This window comes from Sphingobacterium lumbrici, assembly GCF_006476045.1.
In the GTDB taxonomy this organism is placed as follows: Bacteria; Bacteroidota; Bacteroidia; order Sphingobacteriales; family Sphingobacteriaceae; genus Sphingobacterium; species Sphingobacterium lumbrici.
Genome location: NZ_SRZY01000023.1, coordinates 247,174 through 269,324, shown reverse-complemented (window position 1 = coordinate 269,324; position 22,151 = coordinate 247,174). Strand labels below are relative to the sequence as shown.

At 37.7% G+C, this 22,151-nt stretch carries 20 protein-coding genes and 1 tRNA gene; 8 read left to right on the top strand and 13 right to left on the bottom strand.

The window, feature by feature from the left end; all coding sequences use genetic code 11:
* Window positions 1-54: 54 nt before the first annotated feature.
* Genes E4F24_RS06540 through E4F24_RS06525 form a run of 4 tightly spaced genes read left to right on the top strand, consistent with a single transcriptional unit; the run spans window position 55 to window position 5,209 of the window.
* A complete protein-coding gene (locus tag E4F24_RS06540) occupies window positions 55-969 on the top strand; it encodes a TlpA family protein disulfide reductase (protein ID WP_140937883.1) in 915 nt (304 codons plus the stop codon).
* Window positions 970-991: 22 nt separating this feature from the next.
* Entirely contained in the window at window positions 992-1,870 is an 879-nt protein-coding gene (locus E4F24_RS06535; RefSeq protein ID WP_140937882.1) for a TlpA family protein disulfide reductase, read from the top strand.
* 42 nt (window positions 1,871-1,912) lie between these two features.
* Window positions 1,913-3,112, top strand: a complete 1,200-nt coding sequence (locus E4F24_RS06530) for a thioredoxin family protein (protein ID WP_140937881.1) — start codon at window positions 1,913-1,915, stop codon at window positions 3,110-3,112.
* A 6-nt stretch (window positions 3,113-3,118) separates the two neighbouring features.
* On the top strand, window positions 3,119-5,209 hold the full coding sequence (locus tag E4F24_RS06525) for a carboxy terminal-processing peptidase (protein WP_140937880.1): 2,091 nt from the start codon (window positions 3,119-3,121) through the stop codon (window positions 5,207-5,209).
* Window positions 5,210-5,300: 91 nt separating this feature from the next.
* Here E4F24_RS06525 and E4F24_RS06520 read toward each other — a convergent pair whose 3' ends face one another.
* From E4F24_RS06520 to E4F24_RS06490, 7 genes are all read right to left on the bottom strand, one after another.
* Window positions 5,301-7,220, bottom strand: a complete 1,920-nt coding sequence (locus tag E4F24_RS06520) for a peptide-N-glycosidase F-related protein (protein ID WP_140937879.1) — start codon at window positions 7,218-7,220, stop codon at window positions 5,301-5,303.
* A gap of 155 nt (window positions 7,221-7,375) precedes the next feature.
* Window positions 7,376-7,447 (bottom strand) — tRNA-Glu (locus tag E4F24_RS06515).
* Window positions 7,448-7,511: 64 nt separating this feature from the next.
* Window positions 7,512-7,838, bottom strand: a complete 327-nt coding sequence (gene ytxJ / locus E4F24_RS06510; RefSeq protein ID WP_140937878.1) for a bacillithiol system redox-active protein YtxJ — start codon at window positions 7,836-7,838, stop codon at window positions 7,512-7,514.
* Between the two features lie 12 nt (window positions 7,839-7,850).
* On the bottom strand, window positions 7,851-8,609 hold the full coding sequence (locus E4F24_RS06505) for a hypothetical protein (RefSeq protein WP_216629140.1): 759 nt from the start codon (window positions 8,607-8,609) through the stop codon (window positions 7,851-7,853).
* 190 nt (window positions 8,610-8,799) lie between these two features.
* On the bottom strand, window positions 8,800-9,288 hold the full coding sequence (gene ribH / locus E4F24_RS06500; protein ID WP_140937876.1) for a 6,7-dimethyl-8-ribityllumazine synthase: 489 nt from the start codon (window positions 9,286-9,288) through the stop codon (window positions 8,800-8,802).
* Window positions 9,289-9,352: 64 nt separating this feature from the next.
* Window positions 9,353-10,009, bottom strand: coding sequence for a tetratricopeptide repeat protein (locus E4F24_RS06495; RefSeq protein WP_140937875.1), 657 nt, complete (start codon window positions 10,007-10,009; stop codon window positions 9,353-9,355).
* 97 nt (window positions 10,010-10,106) lie between these two features.
* A complete protein-coding gene (locus tag E4F24_RS06490) occupies window positions 10,107-12,020 on the bottom strand; it encodes a polysaccharide biosynthesis protein (protein WP_140937874.1) in 1,914 nt (637 codons plus the stop codon).
* 134 nt (window positions 12,021-12,154) lie between these two features.
* Here E4F24_RS06490 and E4F24_RS06485 point away from each other — a divergent pair, with 134 nt between their 5' ends.
* Together E4F24_RS06485 and E4F24_RS06480 are read left to right on the top strand one after the other, a co-directional pair.
* Window positions 12,155-13,366, top strand: coding sequence for an alanine dehydrogenase (locus E4F24_RS06485; protein ID WP_140937873.1), 1,212 nt, complete (start codon window positions 12,155-12,157; stop codon window positions 13,364-13,366).
* A gap of 35 nt (window positions 13,367-13,401) precedes the next feature.
* Window positions 13,402-14,262, top strand: a complete 861-nt coding sequence (locus E4F24_RS06480; RefSeq protein ID WP_140937872.1) for an alpha/beta hydrolase — start codon at window positions 13,402-13,404, stop codon at window positions 14,260-14,262.
* Between the two features lie 2 nt (window positions 14,263-14,264).
* On the opposite strand, the gene E4F24_RS06475 is transcribed toward E4F24_RS06480, so the two are convergent.
* The 6 genes from E4F24_RS06475 to porX form a co-directional block, all read right to left on the bottom strand.
* Complete coding sequence (locus tag E4F24_RS06475) at window positions 14,265-15,308, bottom strand: ABC transporter ATP-binding protein (protein ID WP_140937871.1); 1,044 nt, start codon at window positions 15,306-15,308, stop codon at window positions 14,265-14,267.
* A gap of 57 nt (window positions 15,309-15,365) precedes the next feature.
* On the bottom strand, window positions 15,366-16,178 hold the full coding sequence (locus E4F24_RS06470; protein WP_140937870.1) for an outer membrane beta-barrel protein: 813 nt from the start codon (window positions 16,176-16,178) through the stop codon (window positions 15,366-15,368).
* A gap of 1 nt (window position 16,179) precedes the next feature.
* Window positions 16,180-16,980, bottom strand: a complete 801-nt coding sequence (locus E4F24_RS06465) for a hypothetical protein (protein ID WP_140937869.1) — start codon at window positions 16,978-16,980, stop codon at window positions 16,180-16,182.
* 1 nt (window position 16,981) lies between these two features.
* Window positions 16,982-17,521 carry an RNA polymerase sigma factor gene (locus tag E4F24_RS06460; RefSeq protein WP_140937867.1) on the bottom strand — a complete coding sequence of 180 codons (540 nt, stop codon included), beginning with the start codon at window positions 17,519-17,521 and terminating at the stop codon, window positions 16,982-16,984.
* A 67-nt stretch (window positions 17,522-17,588) separates the two neighbouring features.
* A complete protein-coding gene (gene tsaE, locus E4F24_RS06455) occupies window positions 17,589-18,005 on the bottom strand; it encodes a tRNA (adenosine(37)-N6)-threonylcarbamoyltransferase complex ATPase subunit type 1 TsaE (RefSeq protein ID WP_140937865.1) in 417 nt (138 codons plus the stop codon).
* A gap of 13 nt (window positions 18,006-18,018) precedes the next feature.
* Window positions 18,019-19,572: a T9SS response regulator signal transducer PorX gene (gene porX, locus E4F24_RS06450; protein ID WP_140937863.1), complete on the bottom strand. Its 1,554-nt coding sequence runs from the start codon at window positions 19,570-19,572 to the stop codon at window positions 18,019-18,021.
* Window positions 19,573-19,816: 244 nt separating this feature from the next.
* On the opposite strand from porX, the gene E4F24_RS06445 reads away from it, so the two are divergent.
* Window positions 19,817-21,088: an HD domain-containing protein gene (locus E4F24_RS06445; protein ID WP_181182392.1), complete on the top strand. Its 1,272-nt coding sequence runs from the start codon at window positions 19,817-19,819 to the stop codon at window positions 21,086-21,088.
* Window positions 21,089-21,111: 23 nt separating this feature from the next.
* A complete protein-coding gene (gene lpxD / locus E4F24_RS06440; RefSeq protein WP_140937859.1) occupies window positions 21,112-22,140 on the top strand; it encodes a UDP-3-O-(3-hydroxymyristoyl)glucosamine N-acyltransferase in 1,029 nt (342 codons plus the stop codon).
* Window positions 22,141-22,151: the final 11 nt, after the last annotated feature.

The window sequence follows — 22,151 nt, the reverse complement described above, 5'->3', positions numbered from 1 at the left end:
TAAACCAAATGCTAATAATTTAATCAAACTAATAAATTATCATATAAATATATAATGAAAATATCCCAAAAAATATTAATTGTTGCATTTGCACTGACTTTGTCGGTGCACAGCAGTTTTGCTCAGAAAGTAGAATTTGTCACCATAGATTCAACAGCAGTTTACTTTAAGAACGCTGATTCTATAGCGGCAAGAAAAGCAATTGCTTTAAAAGGATTAACAGATTTTGCCAAAGCAACACCAGAATTTATGAAAGCTCTGAATGAAGCGGCGGCAGACAAGAATTTCAAACTGGCAGAACAACTATACTATACCGCAGAATACATTCAAGTGCCATTTGAACAATACCGGAAATATTTGTTCTCTCCATCAGGAGAATGGTCATCTGAAACTTACGGCGATATCGACTACAGTAAAAAGGCGATTGTTCTTCGCAAAGCAACAGGGGAAGAACAACAGAAAAATATCGAAATGAGTAGGAGTTATTTTGCTCCGAGGGAGGGTACCTCTATGGCCAAAGAGACTAAAGAAATCAACAACAAGCTCATGGGCAAGGCTGCGCCAGATTTTACCTGTAAAACAATGGACGGAAAAGATATTAGTCTTAATAGCTTAAAAGGGAAAGTTGTGGTGATTAACTTCTGGTTTACACAGTGCCGCCCTTGTGTTGAAGAAATACCTGAACTAAATGCAATTGCAAACAAATATAAAGGCAATACTGATGTGGTTTTCTTGGGGATTGAGGTGCGTCCCGAAACGACAAAAGAAGAGGTAGAAAAATTCCTGAAAAGGGTTCCTTTCGTGTATGAGATTGCCATGGGCGGAAAGGATGCGGCTGCATTATATGAGGCTAAAACTTTTCCTGCCAATTTTGTGATCGATAAAGAAGGGGTCGTTCGCATGGGGGCAGTAGGTACCAGTCCTTTTATCATTGATGAATTGGAGAAAATAATCCCAACGCTTCTGTAATTGTTTTTAAAATTAATTCCCCATGTTACATCATAAAAACTGGATCTTGTCTGTCTTAATTGTTTTGTGTACAGTAGATGTGTTACAGGCACAAACCGCAGATACTGTAAAAAGCAACGCTGAGCAAACCGAAGCACGAAGAATAAAATATCTGCAGGGGCTTCGGAAATTAAGCTCTTCAAAAGAATTAAAACACGCAGATTCTGTTAAGGAGGCGAGAAACATTTTTGAATCCGATATCAGGCTCCTGTCACAAGACTATCAGCGGATAAATAGAGATGTATTTAGGATGCAGATTGAAATGGGTGAATTTAAATGGATTTCAGACACTTATGTTGATGAAGACTTTGTAATTAAGGCCAGGGTTGTTCGTCCGGCTACACAGGAAGAATATGAGCGGTCTGTTAACGAATTCAAAGAACTATTGAATACGCCTGAAAATCTGGAACGTGAAAGAGAAATTGCAGCACAAATAGGAAAGCCGGCACCTTTATTTTCAGTGGTGGATGTGGATGGAATGCCCTATGACCTTAGTCAATTAAAGGGGAAAGTAGTGGTATTGAACTTCTGGTTCATTGGTTGTGCCCCCTGTAAAAGAGAAATGCCCGAGCTGAATAAATTGGTAGAGAAATACGAAGCTAAAGATGTTGTGTTTTTGGCCTTTGAAGTGAATAATTACCCTGCGACTAAATTAAAGGCCATTATGAGTAAATCTTTCCATTATACTTTGGTGCCAAGCAAGCGATCAGATGTAGCCAAAGTATATGAGGTAAAGACATATCCTACCTCCTATGTGATTGATCAGTCGGGTGTAATTAGATTTGGGTTGGCGGGGTATAATCCGTTCAAATTACCGGAGCTTGATGAAGCTATTGAAAAGCTTTTAACAACTAAAATATAAAGGGGTAATTGATAAGAAACCTTGAATAAAAAAAATAAACAGATGAAACCAATTCATTTTAGCATATTTTTTATGCTTGTAAGCATAGTTGTCAATGCACAGGATAGATCCATCAATTTTGAAGATGGTAGCTGGGCCGAAATTAAGGCTAAGGCAGCTAAGGAAAAAAAGGCGATTTTTATGGACTGCTATACAAGTTGGTGTGGTCCTTGTAAAACGCTGGCCCGTGATGTATTCACCAATAATGAGGTGGCCGATTACTTCAATGCCAATTTTATCAATGCTAAATTTGATATGGAAAAAGGGGAAGGTATAGAATTACGCAAACAGTATTCCGTTAATGCCTTTCCGACATTGCTGTTTATTGATGCAGAAGGTAAACTCATCAGTAAAAAAGTAGGTGCATTGGATGTCCGTGCTTTTCTTGATTTTGGGAAGAAGTCTGTAGGTGGCGAATCTCTTGAATACCTGACTGCTGAATACAAAAAGGGAAACCGGGAATTTGCGTTCATGAAAAAATTTATGGCTAGAATGGAAGGACAGCGAGAGAATACAGGGGCAATTATGGAAGCGTATTTTCAAGCTACACCTCAAGCTAAATGGCAAACAAATGAAAACTGGTATTTTATTGATCGGTATATAAAAAATGAACAATCTCCTGTTTTCAAGGCTGTACTCGAAAATCAAAAAGCGTATGAAGCGAAGTTTTCTGCAGATGCCGTATCTGAATATTTTGTAAATGTTTATCGCAATTCTCTTCAAAAAGCAGCGAATAGCGTTTTTCCAACAGATGATTTGAAAGAGTTGAAAGATCGAATAGGTATCGTGAATTTTGCAGGAAAGGCTAAACTTGAACTAGAATGTGATGCGACGATTGCAGATCTGGATAAAAATACGAAAGCCTACGTTGATATCATGGAGATTATTTTTTCAAAATACCCTGAAAAGGATAGGGATAAGGAAATTTATGGTGTACATTTCTTTTGCTGGAAAATGCTTAAAAAATCTTCGGACCCTTATGTTTTGAAAAAGACAGCCAAAATTGCTGAAATGTCTATGCAAACGCAAATTCCTACATTTATGGATACGTATGCAAGTCTATTATTTGAAATAGGCGATATAGATAAGGCCATAGAAGTAGAAGAAAAAATTCTTACTATATTGAAAGTTAAACCCGATCCTGAATTTTCAATTCAGGCATGCCAGGCCAGACTGGAAAAATTTAAGCGTAAAAAAGGTTAGTGTATCATGAAACTCAAATTTATTTCCCTCTCTTTAATTGCCGGCCTTGCTGGAAGTTTAATGGCTTTCTATACGCCTATAGAACAGCCGAATGCTAAGATTATTATTTCGACGGTAGGCAATATGCTAAAATCGATGCATTACGAGCCTCAACAAATTAATGATGATTTTTCAAAAAAGCTGTTCATTAATTATCTCGATAAATTAGATGCTGAAAAGAAAATATTCCTTCAGTCAGATATTGATTTTCTAAAGAAATATGAGTTAACCATAGATGATGAAATTACAGGGAAACAGCCGTTAGCATTTTTAGCTGCTATTGATTCGGTTCTGGATCTACGAATAATTCAAGCGCAGAAAAACTATAGTAAAGCGATAAATGAATTATTGAATTTGAATGAACAAGCATTTTTTCAACTCGATCAAAAGAAATTAACCTATGCTATGTCTGAACAGGAAAATGAAGATTTTTGGCGTAAATCAATTAAATACAATATTCTGTTAAGACTGGATGAACTACAGGATATCCAAAAAAATGCAAAATCTACTGATCCTATTGCAAATCAAGATGAATCGGATTTGTTAAAGCAAGCAAAAGAAAAGACAAAACGGAAGTTCGACAAGTATTTCAATCAACTGAGTACTACATTAAGTACACCTGTTCGTTTTGAAATGTTTGTAAACTGCATCGCGACAACGATGGATCCTCACTCGACTTATATGGCACCTATTACGGAACGAAGCTGGAGTGAAAGTGTTTCAGGAACATTTGGTGGGCTTGGCATCGTAATGAAAGAAGATGATGATTATGTGAAGATCGAATCCATTGTAGACGGTGGTCCGGCCTGGAAACAGGGTGCTTTGAAAGCAGGTGATCTGATTATGAAGGTAAGTGAAGAGGGCAAAGAGCAGGTGGATGTAGCCGGTTTCACGGTAAATGAATTGAGAAAGTTAACACGTGGTGCAATAGGTTCAACAGTGATTTTTACCGTTAAAGGAATCGGCGGAAATATTAAAACTGTTTCATTGGTTCGTGAGGAATTAAAGCATGAAGGTATTTTTGCTCATTCCTATATTATTAATGGGTCTCATAAAATTGGAATGATTGTTTTGCCTGAGTTTTATCTGAACAGGAAAGATCCTAAAGGTCCGGGCAGCAGTGCTTATGATGTAGCTAGAGAAATAGAAAAGCTAAAGGCAGCACAGGTAGAAGGAATTGTAATCGATTTGCGTTTTAATGGGGGTGGGTCGCTTACTGATGTGGTGAATATTGCCGGTTTGTTTATTCCTCAAGGTCCGATTGTGCAGATTCGTGCCCGCGACGGTAATTCATATATTTTAGAAGATACGGATGCTAACGTGGCTTATGATGGTCCATTGGCTGTAATGGTAAATGAATATAGTGCATCCGCCTCGGAGATTTTAGCGGCAGCCATGCAAGATTATAAACGTGCTGTTATTATAGGGAGTGCCATGACCTTTGGAAAAGGTACTGTTCAACGTTTGTTTGAACTGAAGCAATTTCTTCCTCAAAATGGACAGAACCTAGGAGCGATGAGGTTAACTATTCAGAAGTTTTATCGTATTAACGGTAGTTCTACCCAACTTAAAGGAGTTACTCCGGATATTATTTTAAAAGACCAGTATACTGATATAGCGGAGAAAAGTGAAAAGGCTGTGCTCAATTGGGACGAGATTACTCCAACGGACTATACAACCTGGACCAAAGAATTAAATGTGGCTTTTTTGCGAAAGAATAGTGAGGAAAGAGTGGCTTTAAACCCAGCCTTCGTCAGGATTGAGAAAGATATTGCAGCAATGGAAAAATGGAAAGAGAATAGATTGATCTCCTTAGAGCAGTCAGCATTTATTGCGAAACGAAAAGCCGACAAAGCAGAGTTTCTTGCTTTTAATCAGGAGATGGAACTGCATAAAGTTGTCGATATTGTAAACCTAGATCCAACAGCGCAGCAAAGTGAAATGGCAAAAGAACGTAATAAGCGTTCATTAGAAAAATATGGGGCTGATCATTATTTAGCTGAATCTATCCGGGTAATGAATGATATGATTGAAACGGAAAAGAAATCTAATTTTTGAGCAGCAGCCTCCGTTGAATTTTTATGAACTATTAATAAATCAAAAATCCCATTTTCTTAAGAAAATGGGATTTTTGATGGAAGCGCTCTTTTTATCGTCTCTTATTGATCCTTCCTTTAAATTTACTTATACCATCCATAAAAGCTTCCACAACTATTCTTCCTGTAGGAAGGTGGTTGAGGTTGTAACTGAATACAGCATTCTTAATGGATTTGTATTCATGTTTTTGCCACAGTACTCCATCGACCGTGATCTGCACCGTCATATCGCTTAGCTTATTGGATACTACGTTCAATTGCGTCTGGTCAACGACTGATCTTGGATACAGGGAAAACGCATATCGAGCTGTTGTTGTATCTCTTTCAAAGCCTGGAACAGCCTTAAAGCTAAACATTTCACCAAGTCCGCAATCACTTTCAAAAGCATGGATAAGATTGCCCTTCATGTCAAATAAGCGGAGATAGCCGTCCCCATTTGCAGGCTGTGCCCAGAATTGTAGTCCATTACCGGAAGTGTCTATCAGATAAAGGGAATAGTTGCCCTCCACGAGGCGTATGGTATCAGTATAAAGCGTTACAGCCGCTAACTGCGATGCGGTTTTTTGAAAAATCGTGTCTTGTTGCGCATTTACAAGAAAAATACTGTTATCCTCGGGCTTGTTATTCGTAAGAAACTGCATTACAAATTCTGAAGGAAATTTCTCTGGTGCAGTAAAGACAGCTTTCATTTCATTATCTACGGGCCATGAATCTTTCTTCCCGTTGGGTTGGACAAGCATTACATTAAATACATTTTCACCGTCCTTTTCCTGAATTGCTTCTGGTAATATAACCTCGGTTACTTGATTAAAAGGAAGATATCCTTTCCATTGGAATGTTTTGGAAGGGAACCCGTCAGTCCCATACACAATGGTGAGCGAACGAACCGGATCGGATCCTAAGTTTCTGAAGGAAATACGAGGACCAGAACTGGCCGGATTTAAGCGAAAAAAACGCTGCTCATCGTTAGGTACCATGATGGATTCGACCGCTACATCTATTTTTTGCTTAGGAGCCGAATAATGAAACAAATAGGCTGAGATATTTTCAATAGCCTGTATGTTGTCTGTGGCGGTATAGGGTTCCATTTGCAATGACACCTTGTGGCTTCCCGGCTTTGTAAATACATCGATCACGTCAGGCTGTTGTAAATCACCCGGGCACCAGTATGCCCGATCGTATATCCAGGTTCCCCCCTGTGGATACAGCGGATTGTCGCCACACTTTTTCCACATATCCCGCCGGTCGACTACTTTTCCATCCAGCATGAGTTCACGCCAGCGACTACAAAACTCACTGCAGCCACGTGGCCTGTCCATACCATGCCCGGTATGCTGTATGCGTATCCGACTTAACACCGCACCACTTGTCGATTCATAGCTTATTGGCAGTAGATTCTCTTCAATCTTTTCGTTGGGATCACCATATTTATAGGCCTTATTCCATAAGGCCGTTATACCAAGTGGTGTAACAACAGGAGGACCAGACAGGATTTCAAAGTCTATAGTGAGTGCCCAGCCTACGGTCTTATCTTCATAGCCGGAATGTATATAAACAACTTCTACACTATCTCGTAGGAAAGGAGCGAAGTCGGTAACATCTACCTGCCACTTCCAGTTCCACCCTTTGTTGTAAATGCTGCCATACGGGGTAAGCATTCTGCCCAATTCATAGTTAAGCTCCGGGCCATCTGTCCCACCTTTGCGTCGCAGTACAATATGATCTAGGTAATCCCAATGTGCAGTATGCAGGCTATCAGGGCTTCCCAATGTAACGTGCATGGTTATTTTCCTTACAGGGTAATCAGCTTTAGGAAATATACCCCATGAAGGATAGGGGTTTTCACCTTTAGTCGCATCGCAAATAATAGTAGAACGGTTATGCGTAACGACATGGCTTATCACCGACTTTTGTGCGGTAGCGCTATAAAAGCTGATAAGACACAATAGAGTTAGTATAGGTTTTAAGTTCATTAATTTGAAAAATAATAGTTAAGAAACGATATAAAGATAACATGTTTTAATCAATCTCTCGAAAGGACAGGCTTACCATTTTTCAAAAAGAATAACTATAATCTAATCCGAGGCATAAAAAAAGCATCAATCTGGTGTGATTGATGCTTTTCGAGTAGCCCGCAGGGGAATCGAACCCCTATTTCCAGAATGAAAATCTGGCGTCCTAACCGGTAGACGAGCGGGCCATCTGTTGTTTAGGTTTGCAAATATAGGATTTAAAAAATAATATTCAAAAATTAATTCAAATTTTTATAAAAATTTAATCAATTCACGCATTTCAATGTCCTGATGGGAGACATTATATAAGCAGGTCTTCTCCTTTACAACCAATATTTGAGGGGATTCGTGCTGTACGTTCCATAATTCTGCTATTTTATTGGATAGAGATCGGTTGGCTATTAGATCGAGATAATAGAATTTAGTACCTGCTGGAATGAGTTCCTTGTCAAATTCTAAGCTTCTTTTTGCCATACTGCTTACCGGACAGCGGGTACTGTGCTTAAATAATACCACAATTTCGTCGCTCGCATAGATTGTATCCAATTGATCTGATGTAGAGAGTGTAATCCACTTCATGCTCGTTGTAACTTATAAAGTTGTGAATTTGCCTTCCTCCATGTCTGTGAAAGCGGCTACGGTGGTGAATGTGCAATTTTTTGAGGGCGAGGTGGTATGTTTAAAGGCAGTCGGGAGATTTAGTCCTCCACCAATGTCCTTATATCCACTGATAGTATATATGTTCTGATTAGTCTCTGATCGAATAATCTGACCAGCAATATTTAATGTTATTTTTCCGTTAAATATAGATCCATCGAACAGCAGTGCACTTGAAATGGGGAATACAGTGGTCTTTTCCGTATTGATTATTTTTTGAGAAGGAGTCCCAACTATTGTATTGCTCTGATCAAAAGATGATGGTAAAAATAATAATTTTGTGTCTTCGAAAAATTGTTCTATTATTTGCTGAAAATGGAATGAAGTAAATGTTTTGGAACCTTTCGGTTCTGCCCCATTTAGGTACAATTTGTCTAGTTGTTTGCTTTTATAGTTGAACAGTAAGACTATGCTCTGATTAGAAGTAGTTTTACCTTCAAATCTACAACGTCCACTAGATCTGTCGATCAAAAATGTTCTTTCCGATGACAAGAGCTTTGTAGTCTCATTACCTTGGGAGGTGAAAAGAATAAATTTTGTGGATTCCCATTTTGATTTACCTCCTATACCTTCCCATACCGATAGTAGGCTGATATTTTCTTGAGCGATTAGGCTCACAGAATGCCCCACCAGTAATACGAGTAATACCAACATGATTTTAAGATAATTCATATTCTGGAATTTATTTCCCATAGGGGATTGAGTATAACACGATATAAATTTATTATCGTGTTCTTGATTTCTTTTTTGGGTAAGTGTTATATGCAGCACAAGTGGCTTGTGAGCCACATGAAGATAGTATCGTTGTACCAACAATAAGTAACCCTAATAAAATGAGTGAAAAATGCTTCATAATCTAATAATGTTCAAAAATGACACCAACTTAGAAGGTCTTGTGAATGTATGCCATTTGGATAGCAGTAATAGCGGCTTCTTCCCCCTTATTGCCATGTATTCCACCTGCACGATCAATAGCTTGCTGTTGATTATCTGTAGTTAATACGCCAAATATAACAGGTTTATTGTATTTAATACTAACATTACTGATTCCATTAGCCACAGCATCACAAATAAAATCAAAATGGCGTGTTTCACCTTGGATAACACAGCCTAGGCAGATGACGGCATCGAATTTACTATCACGTAGAATAATATCTGCGCCAGTGATTAGTTCATAACTACCTGGAACTTCAACTACTGTAATATAATCTTCGGAAGCTCCATGTTTGATTAGACCGGCGATTGCTCCGTTTAGCAGTGCGCCGGTAATTGCTGCATTCCATTGTGCCACAATAATTCCGAAATGAAAGCCTGTAGCACTTTTTACTTCAATATGCGAAAAATCAGATAAATTTTTTAATCCACTTGCCATATTTATGCTAATTAAAAAGGCTGCTTATCGTAAAGCAGCCTTGATTTATAATACTTTTTTTAAATTATTGTTTGGCCTTAACGCGAGCTATTAAAGCGTCAATAGTTGCTGCTTCCTGACTTTCAGGAAAATCGTTGCGAATACGTGTGTACGATTCTTCGGCACTTTTGTATTCATTCAATTGTTCCTGTACTAATCCCAGTTTTTTCAAAAATAGTGGTGTTGTATAAGAATTAGAAGCTTTGTTGGCTGCTTTTTTGTAAAGGTCAGCTGCTTTCTTGTAATCGTGGCTTTCTGAGTATGCGTCACCTACCATTCCTGTCACTAAAGGGTCTAAGATCTCACTTCCTGTATCAGAATATTTTTGAAGATATTTGATTGCTTCTTGAAAGTTTCCTTGACGCAAGTATAAACCACCTAAGTAAGCGTTGGCTATGTTTGCAGATTTTGTGTTTGAATATTCGTCCGCGATTTCTTTGAAACCCAGAAACGAACCGTCTCCGTCAATAGCTTTTTTCTGTAGTGAATCGATTAAAGCATATTCTTCTGCTTTATACATCGCATCTGCAGCAGTTTCAGCTCTTGGTGCTAGATACAATTTCTGATAACCAATATATAATAATATAAGGACTAATATACCACCAATGATAAAAGTGATGCTTTTTTGGTTATCCTGAAAAAATGAACCTTTTTTCTCTGTTGTATTGTTGTTCGTTGACATTAGTTTTATTTAAATAATAATACGGAACGCAAAATTACACTTTTCTCAAATACTTACAAGGGTAATTTGCATAAATTGCTAATAATATGATTTTTACTTATTGAATGACCTGTTCTTGATCTAATTGCTCATAAATTGAGTTCTGACTTTTAAATTCTGGGACGATTGTTTTCATTTGACGTACAATACTCAGATTGTTCTGTGTCTTAATTACCTCAAATAAAATAGAAAGCTGTTGGTTGATTGTATCAAAGTTGTTTTCTCTAACTTTAGCGATCATTATTTTTTTGTGATGGGTGGGAAGTGTGTTTTCGAGATCATTCAGAAGTTCCTCATATAATTTCTCACCGGGACGCAGTCCTGTGAATTTTATATCGATTTCCTGATAAGGAATATAACCTGAAAGTTTTATCATTTTTATTGCTAAATCTACAATTTTGACAGATTTTCCCATGTCAAAAACAAAGATTTCTCCACCATTTCCCATACTGCCCGCTTCGATTACCAGTTGGCACGCTTCGGGTATGGTCATGAAGTAACGGGTTATTTCGGGGTGTGTGACAGTTAGAGGGCCTCCCTTTTCAATTTGTTCTCTAAAACGAGGTATTACTGAGCCATTTGAGCCTAGTACATTTCCAAAACGTGTAGTAATAAACTTCGTGCTATCTTTCCCGTTTTTTTGTAAAGTGTTGTTCAAAGATTGTACATAAATTTCGGCAATTCTTTTGGTAGCTCCCATAATGTTAGTTGGGTTGACGGCTTTGTCGGTTGATACGAATACAAATTTTTGAACATCAAATTTAACCGAGAGATTTGCTAAGTTGTAGGTGCCAATCACATTTGTCCGGACTCCTTCGATAGGATGGTTTTCCATCATGGGGACGTGTTTATAGGCCGCCGCATGATAAACATATTGTGGTTTGAATGTCTCGAAAAGGACACGCATGCGGTCTAGATTTTTTACGTCTGCGATGAAGGAATGGTAAACTTGATTCTTAAAGTTCTCCTGTAGATCCAATTGTAGATTATGTAACGGTGATTCGGCTTGATCACATAATATAATTAATTGCGGTTCATATTTGCTCAATTGTTTAGCAATCTCACTTCCAATAGAACCTGCAGCCCCTGTTACTAATACCCTTTTTCCCTTGATCTTTTCCAGAATAGAGTCGTTATCTATTCTGATGGTAGATCGCTCAAGCAGATCTTCAATCTTTACTTTCTTAATCTGATTGGGAGTTAAGTCTCCATTCATGATATTTTTGATAGGAGGAAGGGTCAATACGTGTACGTCATTTTCTAGACAAATATCGATGATCTCTGATTTTTTCTCTGGACTAACTGCATGTGTAGCAAAAATTAATTCATCGACAGTCAGTTTTTTGGGCAATTTGGTGAGCTCATTGGTGCCATAAATTTTTACTCCGTCAATGGATTTACCTATTTTGGATACGTCGTCGTCTAGATACCCAACAATTATTTTATTTGTAGAAAGATCATGGTCAAAAGTTCTCTTAACAGCTATCCCTAAATCACCAGCACCAAAAACTAGTACATTTTTCTTTACTCTTCTAGATGTTTTTGTGTATTGAAAGAAAATTTTGATAGAAGTTCTATAAGTAATTAACGCAGCAAATAGAAATAAGGCGTAAATGATTATTAATTTTGAATCCAGAACAGTAGGTAGTTGCAGAGCTAGGGCGATCAGCTTCAGTGTGAATAAAATAATAACCTTAAAAAGAATGGTAGACAAAATGCGGATTGAATCTACGGCGCTAGTATATCTGATAATTCCTGCATGTAATCGGAATACCCCAAACGAAATACCTGTGATCAACATGGCATATAAAAATTGGGTTGCAAAAATACTGGCAGATAGACTAGAAAAATTAAAGTTATTAAATAAGGCATATGCTACTGTAAAAGCGACAGCTGCAACGATTAAATCTAATAAAAATATAATCCACCTTGGAACGATTTTAATATGATTGATTAGCGTTAATAATTTCATTATTAAGAATAAGTAGATACTTTACAAAAGTAAGACAAATCACAATTTAGTTCTAATACAGATGCAAGATAAATTAAATTAGTCATTTTTTAATGCTAATTATTTTATATCTTTAATAATTAGCACGTAGAGTAATGAGTAATCTATCAAAGATAGCCCAACAAGCTTTTTCGCAAACCCAAGAAGCCTTTATGCCTATTGGGAATAAAAAAAATAGTTTAGTAATAGGTATCCCCAAAGAAATCGTTTTTCAAGAGAAACGAGTCGCATTGACACCATTATCCGTAGCTCTTTTAATAGAGAACGGGCATAAAGTGATTTTAGAATCGAAAGCAGGAGAAGCTTCCAATTTTTTGGATCATCATTATAGTGAGCAAGGTGCTCAGATTGTATCCGATAGAGACTCTGTCTTTAAAGCGGATATTATTATTAAAATAGCCAGTCCGACGTTAGAAGAGGTAGCGTTGATGAAAAATAAGCAAATCTTGTTCTCCAGTCAGCAGCCATCATTGTTGCAACAGCAGGTTTTAAACGCTTTAATGAAGAAGCAGATAACGGCTTTGTCTTATGAATATCTTCAGGATGAAGGCGGATATCTCACAGTAGTGAGGGCCATGAGTGAGATTGTTGGTACTACCTCTACTTTAATTGCTGCAGAATATCTTTCAAATGTATTTGGCGGGAAAGGACTGATGTTGGGAGGTGTGACCGGTGTACCTCCTACTGAAATGGTCATTATTGGTGCAGGAACGGTGGGTGAGTTTGCTGCCCGTACGGCTATAGCTTTGGGAGCTCAGGTAAAAGTTTTTGACAGTTCTGTCTATCGATTAAGAAGATTACAAAATAATGTAGGATCCCGGGTTTTTACATCTGTGATGCAACCCATTATTTTAAATAAGGCTGTTGTTGCTAGTGATGTGGTGATTGGTGCACTTCGCGCAAAAAATGGTCGGTCTTCTTGTGTTATTTCTGAAGATACTGTTTCGAAGATGAAACCAAATTCTGTGTTGATTGATGTCAGCATCGATCAAGGAGGCTGTTTTGAAACCTCTGAAATCACTACCCATGATCATCCTATATTCAGAAAATACGATGTCATTCATTATTGTGTTCCTAATATTGCATCGCGTGTAGCGCGTACTGCCACCTATGCGTTGACAAATATCTTTACGCCAATCTTGTTACATATTGCCGAATGTGGCGGGTTGAGCAATCTGATCTGGTCGCATCAGGGTGTGCGTAACGCGGTATATCTTTATCAGGGTAGTCTAACGAATAAGGATATGGCCGATAAATTTAAACTACCCTTTAAAAATTTGGATTTAATGATTGTTGCGAATCAATAACAATGAGCTGGGTTGATAATACCAATTATTTACATATGAAAAGTACCTCTTTATTTTTAGTTTTGATGATGACATTTGCTGCTGCCTTAGGGCAAGAAAAGCTTGAATTATATACAGATGGTCTCCCAAATGCTAAAGAAGGAGTGGATTTTGGCGGAAATATACCTGAATTGTATTTTTATAAGCCAACGGAAGAAAAGCGTAAAATTACTTTTTTGATTATTCCGGGAGGCGGTTATTCACATGTCGCAATGAAACATGAAGGACATGATGTAGCGAAAGCTCTTTCGGACTTGGGTTATCCTGCATTTGTCCTACGTTATAGATTACCCAGGGCAGATCAGATGCCGGACAAGCGAATAGGAGCAATTCAAGACGCTCAACAGGCACTTTCTTACATTCGTATCCATAGCACATCGTTCGGTATAGAACAGGGAAAAGTGGGTGTTTTAGGGTTTTCGGCTGGTGGACATCTTGCGTCGACGTTATCTACCCATTTTGAGACGGATTATTTGGATAAGGGTATGTCTTCCGCTACGTTAAGGCCCGATTTTTCGGTGCTGTTATATCCTGTTATATCTATGGACGATGATATTACACATAAAGGATCGAAGACAAATTTAATTGGTCCTGATTTCTTGGGATCAGATGTAGCTCGTTTCTCCAACGAGCTGAACGTCACGAAAAATACACCACCTACTTATTTGATGCACGCAATAGATGATAAAGCGGTGCCTATTGAAAATGCAGAAAGATATTTAGAAGCCCTTCAGAAAAATGGGGTAGAGAGTAAACTGTTTATATATGATACCGGAGGTCATGGTTTCGGTATGGTTAATAAGACCGATACACGCTCTTGGCTTGATGATATGATAAATTGGTTGGAGGAGTTGTGAGCTTAAAAAGTAATGTAGTTGCTAAAACTCACCTTTACTTTGGTATTTCTCGGTAGTGGAATAGACTGCTTGGCTATAGCTCTGATCGATATGCTGGCATTTCCGACTAGATATTCGCTATAAAAGCCACGAAACCGTATCTCTTTTATCCAAAATTGGCCGGATTGGTCTGCTGTAATGTCGATCCATTCTTGATGGATAGCTACTTTTGTGGAAGTATCCAAACCAAATATGGGAGATTGTGATGGTGTTAAAATATTGCTTTTTGCTAATAAAAGAGCAGTGTAGGGATCGTTAGGAGAATAATATAAATCTTTAGGAATACCTTGATCAACTATTTTTCCATGACGCATTACAATTAGTGCGTCAGCCATTCCCAATACTTCCGCAGGATCATGCGATACTAAAACTACGGTTAAGCCTGTTTCTTCTACAATGTGCCGGATATCATGTTGAAGGGAATCACGAAAAGCCGCGTCTACTTGATTGAACGGTTCGTCCATTAAAAGAACTTCCGGTTCGTTGATAAGCGCTCTGGAAATAGCGACACGTTGCTTTTCACCGCCGCTTAGATCTGCAACACGGTGCTGTGCCAAGTGGTCGATTTTAAGTTTTTCCAGAATTGCCTGGGTTTTATTTTTTTTATTTTCCAAATCTGTATTGGAAAGCTGGGATGCGATATTGTCCCATACTTTCGCATATAGATTAAGATCGTCGAACCCCTGTGAAACCAATTTCATGGCATCGTGTCCGGGAATCAGTTTGTCTTTACGTGTCGGCACAAGCCAACCCCTGTATCGTACTTCTCCTGTATTGGGTTCTAGAAGACCATATACTAATTTCAATAAGGTGCTCTTGCCCGATCCAGACTCTCCGATGATGGCTGTAATTTTGTTTTCTTCAATAGAAAAATCTACATCGTTTACAGCGATTACATCCTCTTTGCCTTCAAAAATGCAAGAAATATTTTCTCCATGAATGAGAGGCAAGCCCTCTTTTTGAATATCTGTAGGAATGTATTTGCAGGAAGTTGAATTGTTGTTCATAAAAAAATGCCGAACTTTTTGTTCGGCATAAAATTACATTAAAATCTGGTATTTCTTTTAAAATCCTAAGGTAAAACCGAATGTAAAATTGTTTAGACCTGCTTGTGCAGGGCTGTTTTCAAATAGGTCATTTACATAGTATTTTGCGAATAATCCAAAATCGTCGTATCCGATCCGTACAAACGGGCCATATTGAAAACTACTTAAATTATAATTGTCTCTGAATTTTTGTTTCCCATTCACATCGCTTTTTAATCGCTGCGTTCCTTTCAGTAAGATGCCAGTCATCGCACCAAACGCTACTTTTACACGTTCGCCGTTATGGAATTTATTACTGCGCCATTCGAAAGCTAACGGAAGTCGTAAATAGGTGGAAGTCAATATATTTTTTTTGTACCTGATATCGTTTTCATCGACTATTTGGTAAGATAAGCTTGAGCTATTTTCCGTTAGTAGAATATTTTTTTCTAACCTGAAGTAATTCCATTCAAAACCACCTGAAAGATAGGTTTTGAAATTGTCACTGAATCGTAATCCGACCTGTAATATGTCAAACCCGAAGTTAGAAGCTTTTTTGTAGCTTAAAAATTGGTTATCATCCGATAATGTGAATTTGCCATCATCCATTATTCTTGAAAACCCCCAATCGACTCTCGTAAATGTCATTCCACCGAAGAATCGTGGGTACTTTATAGCCTCTTTCTTGTCCTCATCGTCCACTCCAAACACTTCAAAACTAATATTCAGCTTCGTTTTATGCTCACTGGTATCCAGGGAGAAGATACTGTCTGTTTCTTGCGCATGCGATGCTGTTATACCTAAAAACAAGAACGCCCCAAAAATTCCAAATTTAATAGTCGATTGTATCATGTTATTTTCTTTTTTTAATACGGTTTTTTACTAATGAGTTTATAAAATCTATCCGAATAGAACCTTCATCATCCGAACGGAATCTGATATCTTTTTTTGTGCTAATTTCTATATTTTCGGAGATCGCGTTTAATATGTTAGTCACTATCGTGTTGTTATTTTCAACAGGTTGGGAGGCGTACATATTGTTTACTTCTTCTTCCGGATCGATCAGTGGTTTTAGCTGTTCTACGTCTGTTACTTGTCGGACAGGTGTTTGACTGGAGATATCCTTGTTCGGGACATTGACATCGTGAGTCGCTATTTGAAAGGATTTTTCTTCTGTCTTTTCAGGAGTATACACATTTTCTACATTGTCTTGAGTTTTCCGTGTTGCGGCATTTTGTGCACTGACTTGTTTAGCTGGCAACTCTTTTTTGTTTGGAACTGCTTGAGCTACTACTTTTTTTAATGGTTTTATATTTTGCTCTTCCGATGTACTTGCCTGCGCTACCTTTATTTCTTTTTTTGTAGTTTCAGGTATTGAAGCAATTTCCTTTTTTTCTGTTTGTTTTGGGTTGGAATTGTTTGTTAACCTTGCTTTTTCTTGATTTAATACGTAAACTGCAACACCCACACCGAGTAGTAAAACAGCCGCAGCCGCATATTTAAATAAGCTGAATTTGTCCTTTTTAGATAAAATAATACTGTTGTTTTCTTTGTCCAATTCTGCTTCGATTCTTTTCCACATATCGGAAGGTGGATTAGATTCTGCCTGCTCGAAAGCATCTCGAAACAAGTTGTCTATATCTTTTTCTTCCATGTTATTTCAGTTCTAGTTTTATTAATTTTTGCTGAAGCCATTGTCGCGCTCTTGAGAGTTGTGATTTTGAATTACCCTCGCTGATCCCTAGTAGGTCAGCTATTTCTTTATGCGTATAACCTTCGATTGCGTACAGATTGAAGATCGTTTTGTAACCTACGGGAAGCATTTGAATGATAGCAAGTAAATCTTTGTAAGAAGTTTGATCTGCTCCCAGTTGACTGACTAATTTCATATGTTGATCTTCATTTAGCGCTTCTGCATAGTTCAATTTGTTTTTGCGATGCGTCTCAATTGCAGTATTAATCATTATTCTCTTAATCCATCCTTCTAAAGAACCTTTTCCGTCAAAAAGATGATGTTTTGTAAATACCTTTACAAAACCATTTTGCATGATATCGTCTGCTTCTAACGAGGTATGTGCATATCGCATGCACACTAAATGCATCTTTTTTGAAAAATAGTGATAAAGTTGAGATTGTGCTTTTCGATTTTGCACTTTACAATCTTCCCATACTTTATTTAGATTAATATTTTCCAATTCTTAAGTTATTTATGAGGAAGACGAGGGTGAAGGAAAAAAGGTTGCATGGGGATGCAATAAAAGATTATTTTTTTTCGATATATAATGTACGGTGTTGATTGTCAGAAACTTTTATTTCTACTGTCACGTAGGATTCGGGCAATAAATTAGGGATTTTTTCTGACCACTCTACAAAACAGTAATTTCCAGAGTAGAAATATTCTTCGTATCCCATGTCAAATGCTTCTGACTCGTTTTTCAACCGATAGAAGTCGAAGTGGTAAAGAGAACCATTGTCCGAATAGTATTCATTGATGATGGAAAATGTTGGACTTGAAGTGTGGTCATGAACACCAAGTTCAAGGCATAGCTCGTTGATGAAAGTTGTTTTTCCGGCACCCATCTGACCATAGAAAAGAAAAATCCTATCATTTTTAAATGTGGAAATTACTCTTTGAGCCACTGCGCTCAATTCGGTTAATGAATGTACAGGTATGATCATATCACAAAATTATCTATTTTGTAGTATATGTAGCATACGGAATGATCATTTCTTCCAAAGATATTCCACCGTGCTGAAATGTCCCATTATAGTAATTCACAAACTGATTGTAGTTATTGGGGTAAACAAAGTAGTAGTCGTCTTTTGCAAAGACAAAGGTCGAACTCATGTGCAGCTTTGGAAGCTGTGCTTCATGCGGGTTTTTGATCATAAAAACGTCTTTACCTACATAGTTAAGGTTCTTACCCTGCTTGTACCTCAGATTCGTGTTTGTGTTGCGGTCGCCGATTATTTTGCTTGGCTTTTTTACACGGATCGTGCCGTGATCAGTCGTTACAATAACGCGAACTTTACGTTGCGCAAGCCATTTCAGTACATCTAATAATGGAGCATGTTCGAACCAGGATAAGGTCAAGGATCGATATGCTGCTTCATCGTTTGCCAACTCCCTAATCATCGCGACATCCGTACGGGCATGGGACAGCATATCGACAAAATTATATACGAGGACATTCAGGTCATTTTGCATGAGGTTATTGATGTTATCAAAAACATCTTTGCCCTGATCCAGTGTCAACACTTTTGTGTAGCTGTGTTTGATGTCTCGTCTGTATAACCGCTTTATTTGGTCTGCGAGAAATTTGTCCTCGTGTAAATTTTTACCCCCTTCATCTTCATCATTTTGCCACAGGGATGGAAATTTTTTTTCCATTTCAAGAGGTGTTAATCCACTGAATATCGCATTTCGTGCATATTGTGTTGCCGTAGGCAATATACTATAGTAACTGGTTTCTTCCTCCAGTCGGAAATAGTCGGTGATCACATCATTGATTATTTTCCATTGATCGTAGCGCAAATTGTCTATCAGGAAAAAGAAAGTAGGTTTATCTTCTTGAAGAGAAGGGAAGACTTTCTTTTTGAATAATTGATGGGATAGAATTGGAGCCTCCTCCGGATTTGCAATCCAATCGGTATAATTCTTTTCAATATATTTGGAAAAGAGTGTGTTAGCTTCTGATTTTTGCGTGGTAAGGATTTCATGCATACTTTCGTCTTCTAGTTTTTCCAAAGATAATTCCCAATAAATTAATTTTTTATATGCGTCAACCCATTCGGTATAATTTAAATCGTTGTTCATGATCATACCCAGGTTGCGGAATTCCTGTTGGTATGCCATTGATGTTTTTTCACTGACCAGTCTTTTATTTTCAGTGAATTTTTTAATGGTCAGCAATATCTGCTTAGGGTTAACGGGCTTTATGAGGTAATCGTCTATTTTGGCTCCAATAGCATCTTCCATCAGGTGCTCTTCTTCATTTTTGGTAACCAAAACAGTTGGAATAGAGGGGTTAATGCTTTTTAGGATGCTCAAGGTTTCTAAGCCAGTAAGCCCGGGCATATTTTCATCTAAAAATACAAGATCAAAGGGCTCATTTTTAAAATTTTCAACGGCATCATTCCCGTTATTTACAGTTTTTACTTTGTATCCTCTTTCTTCAAGTAAAAGAATATGAGGTCTTAAGAACTCAATTTCATCATCTGCCCAAAGTATATGTGTTTTCGCCATAATTCCAGTGTTTTTCGTTCTAATCGTATGTGGAGGAAATAAGCTGTATGTAAAGATAAAAAAAGAAAAGTCTTGAAAATCTTCACAGTGGAGCTAACATACCCATAATAGATGCTTGAAGAGTTATTTTTAACATTAATTAACTTCATTCTGTGTATCTTTGCCCTATCTTAGATGCCTTGTATGCTGTCATTTTAGTTTGCAAGTCTAAATCTGGATAAGATTTATTAAAATTTGTACTTTTTTGAATAAGAAAAAAATAATTAATGACCCTGTTTACGGCTTTGTATCAATTCCGTCGGGCTTTATTTTTGATCTTATACAGCATCCTTTTTTACAGCGGCTAAGGTATATAAAACAAGTGAGTATGACTCATTTAGTTTACCCCGGAGCATTGCATACACGATTTCAGCACGTTATCGGTGCCATGCACCTGATGCAGTTGGCAATAGATACGTTAAGAAGTAAAGAAGTGTCGATTTCCGAAGAAGAAGAGGCAGCGGTACTGATTGCTATACTGCTTCATGATATTGGGCACGGCCCTTTTTCACATTCATTAGAACATACCATTATTGAAGGTGTTTCGCATGAGGTCATTTCCGCTTTATTGATGGATAAATTAAACAGGCAATTTGATGGCAGGTTGGATTTGGCGATCAGGATCTTCAATAATCAGTACCACCGAAAATTCTTATATCAATTGGTTTCCGGGCAACTGGATATTGATAGGATGGATTATCTTAACAGAGACAGTTTTTTTACCGGTGTGTCTGAAGGTGTGATTTCGTTTGATCGCATTATCAAAATGTTGACAGTAAAAGAGGATGAATTGGTTGTAGAGGTAAAAGGTATTTATTCCGTAGAGAAGTTTCTTATCGCACGTAGATTGATGTATTGGCAAGTGTATTTGCATAAGACGGTGATTGCAGCCGAACAGATGCTTATAAAAGCACTGGCACGGGCAAAAGAATTGAGCAATGGAGGAGAAGATCTGTTTGCTACACCGGCATTGAGCCATTTTTTAAGAAACAAGATAACAGCAGATAATTTTGAAGAAGAACCTGCCCATCTGGCTTGGTTTACAAAATTGGATGATACGGATATTATGTCGGCCTTAAAAACCTGGTGTGACCACGATGATTTTATTCTTCGTACTTTATGTAGTAAATTGATGAAACGTGATCTTTTCCGTACCGAAATACGTAATACCGATTTTACAGATATCGAATTGAATGAAATTAAGAAACAAGTGAAAGACTATTTTGGATTAAAAGATAATGATATTGATTATTTCTTTTACCATCAGGTCGTTCAAAACAGTGCCTATAGTGCGGGGAGCAGTCCTATTAAGATCGTAAATAGTAAAGGAGAGCTTACGGATATTGCGGAGGCCTCCGACTTGTCGAATTTGGAAGCCCTCTCAAAGGGGGTCATAAAATATGCGATATCATACCCGAAGGAAATTTCATTTTCGGGTCAGTATGGTGTTGAAAATAAAAAAGTTAAAGTTAATTAAGAAAAAGATACATTTGTAATTAGATGCAAATTACAGCACAGCAGATTGCTACATTTTTAGAAGGAAAGGTAGACGGAAATCCAGATCAAGTTGTTTTTCAATTGTCAAAGATTGAAGAAGGGACTCACGGTAGTCTGTCGTTTCTGTCGAATCCAAAGTACGAACATTACATTTATGATACTGATGCAAGCATTGTGATTGTGAATGAAGATCTGGTGCTTCATCGGCCTGTCAGGGCGACATTGATCCGGGTTAAGAACTCATACAGTGCTTTTACCGAGGTGCTTAAGCTTTATAATAGCTTGAGGTTGGAGCGTAATGGGCGGGATGAGAATATTTTTGTGCATGATACTGCTACCATCGGGGAAGGAGGATACATTGGAGGATTTTCTTATATCGATAAGCAGGTGAAGATTGGTAACAATGTTAAAATATATCCACGGGTCTATATTGGCGAAAATGTGACGGTAGGGGATAATACAACATTATTCCCGGGAGTAACGGTATATTATGATTGTATCATCGGAAGCAATGTAATCATCCATTCGGGGACGGTTATCGGCAGTGATGGTTTTGGATTTGCCCCAAAAGAGGATGGGACATACGATAAAATCCCCCAAATAGGGAATGTAGTCATCGAGGATAATGTGGAGATAGGTGCAAATACAGTGATAGATAGGGCTACGTTGGGATCGACTGTAATTCATAAGGGAGTTAAACTGGATAACTTAATCCAGATCGCACATAATGTAGAGATTGGAAAAAATACTGTGGTTGCTGCTCAAACCGGAATTTCTGGAAGTACGAAAGTAGGCGAACACGTTGTATTAGGAGGTCAAGTTGGGGTAGTTGGACATATCAGTATTGCGAATGGCTCTCAGGTACAGGCACAGTCAGGTATTAATAAAAGTATTAAGGATGCTAATAAAAAATGGGGAGGGACGCCTTCCACATCTTATTCAAGTCAATTGCGTTCACAAGTCTTGTACTCAAAATTACCTGAACTAGAAAAACGCATCGCAGAACTTGAAAAACAATTAAAGAATAAATAAAACCAAATATT

Coding starts and splice junctions, on each gene's coding strand:
- E4F24_RS06540 (WP_140937883.1), top strand. CDS start 55: ATGAAAATATCCCAAAAAATATTAATTGTTGCATTTGCACTGACTTTG.
- E4F24_RS06535 (WP_140937882.1), top strand. CDS start 992: ATGTTACATCATAAAAACTGGATCTTGTCTGTCTTAATTGTTTTGTGT.
- E4F24_RS06530 (WP_140937881.1), top strand. CDS start 1,913: ATGAAACCAATTCATTTTAGCATATTTTTTATGCTTGTAAGCATAGTT.
- E4F24_RS06525 (WP_140937880.1), top strand. CDS start 3,119: ATGAAACTCAAATTTATTTCCCTCTCTTTAATTGCCGGCCTTGCTGGA.
- E4F24_RS06520 (WP_140937879.1), bottom strand. CDS start 7,220: ATGAACTTAAAACCTATACTAACTCTATTGTGTCTTATCAGCTTTTAT.
- ytxJ (WP_140937878.1), bottom strand. CDS start 7,838: ATGAAGTGGATTACACTCTCTACATCAGATCAATTGGATACAATCTAT.
- E4F24_RS06505 (WP_216629140.1), bottom strand. CDS start 8,609: ATGGGAAATAAATTCCAGAATATGAATTATCTTAAAATCATGTTGGTA.
- ribH (WP_140937876.1), bottom strand. CDS start 9,288: ATGGCAAGTGGATTAAAAAATTTATCTGATTTTTCGCATATTGAAGTA.
- E4F24_RS06495 (WP_140937875.1), bottom strand. CDS start 10,009: ATGTCAACGAACAACAATACAACAGAGAAAAAAGGTTCATTTTTTCAG.
- E4F24_RS06490 (WP_140937874.1), bottom strand. CDS start 12,020: ATGAAATTATTAACGCTAATCAATCATATTAAAATCGTTCCAAGGTGG.
- E4F24_RS06485 (WP_140937873.1), top strand. CDS start 12,155: ATGAGTAATCTATCAAAGATAGCCCAACAAGCTTTTTCGCAAACCCAA.
- E4F24_RS06480 (WP_140937872.1), top strand. CDS start 13,402: ATGAAAAGTACCTCTTTATTTTTAGTTTTGATGATGACATTTGCTGCT.
- E4F24_RS06475 (WP_140937871.1), bottom strand. CDS start 15,308: ATGAACAACAATTCAACTTCCTGCAAATACATTCCTACAGATATTCAA.
- E4F24_RS06470 (WP_140937870.1), bottom strand. CDS start 16,178: ATGATACAATCGACTATTAAATTTGGAATTTTTGGGGCGTTCTTGTTT.
- E4F24_RS06465 (WP_140937869.1), bottom strand. CDS start 16,980: ATGGAAGAAAAAGATATAGACAACTTGTTTCGAGATGCTTTCGAGCAG.
- tsaE (WP_140937865.1), bottom strand. CDS start 18,005: ATGATCATACCTGTACATTCATTAACCGAATTGAGCGCAGTGGCTCAA.
- porX (WP_140937863.1), bottom strand. CDS start 19,572: ATGGCGAAAACACATATACTTTGGGCAGATGATGAAATTGAGTTCTTA.
- lpxD (WP_140937859.1), top strand. CDS start 21,112: ATGCAAATTACAGCACAGCAGATTGCTACATTTTTAGAAGGAAAGGTA.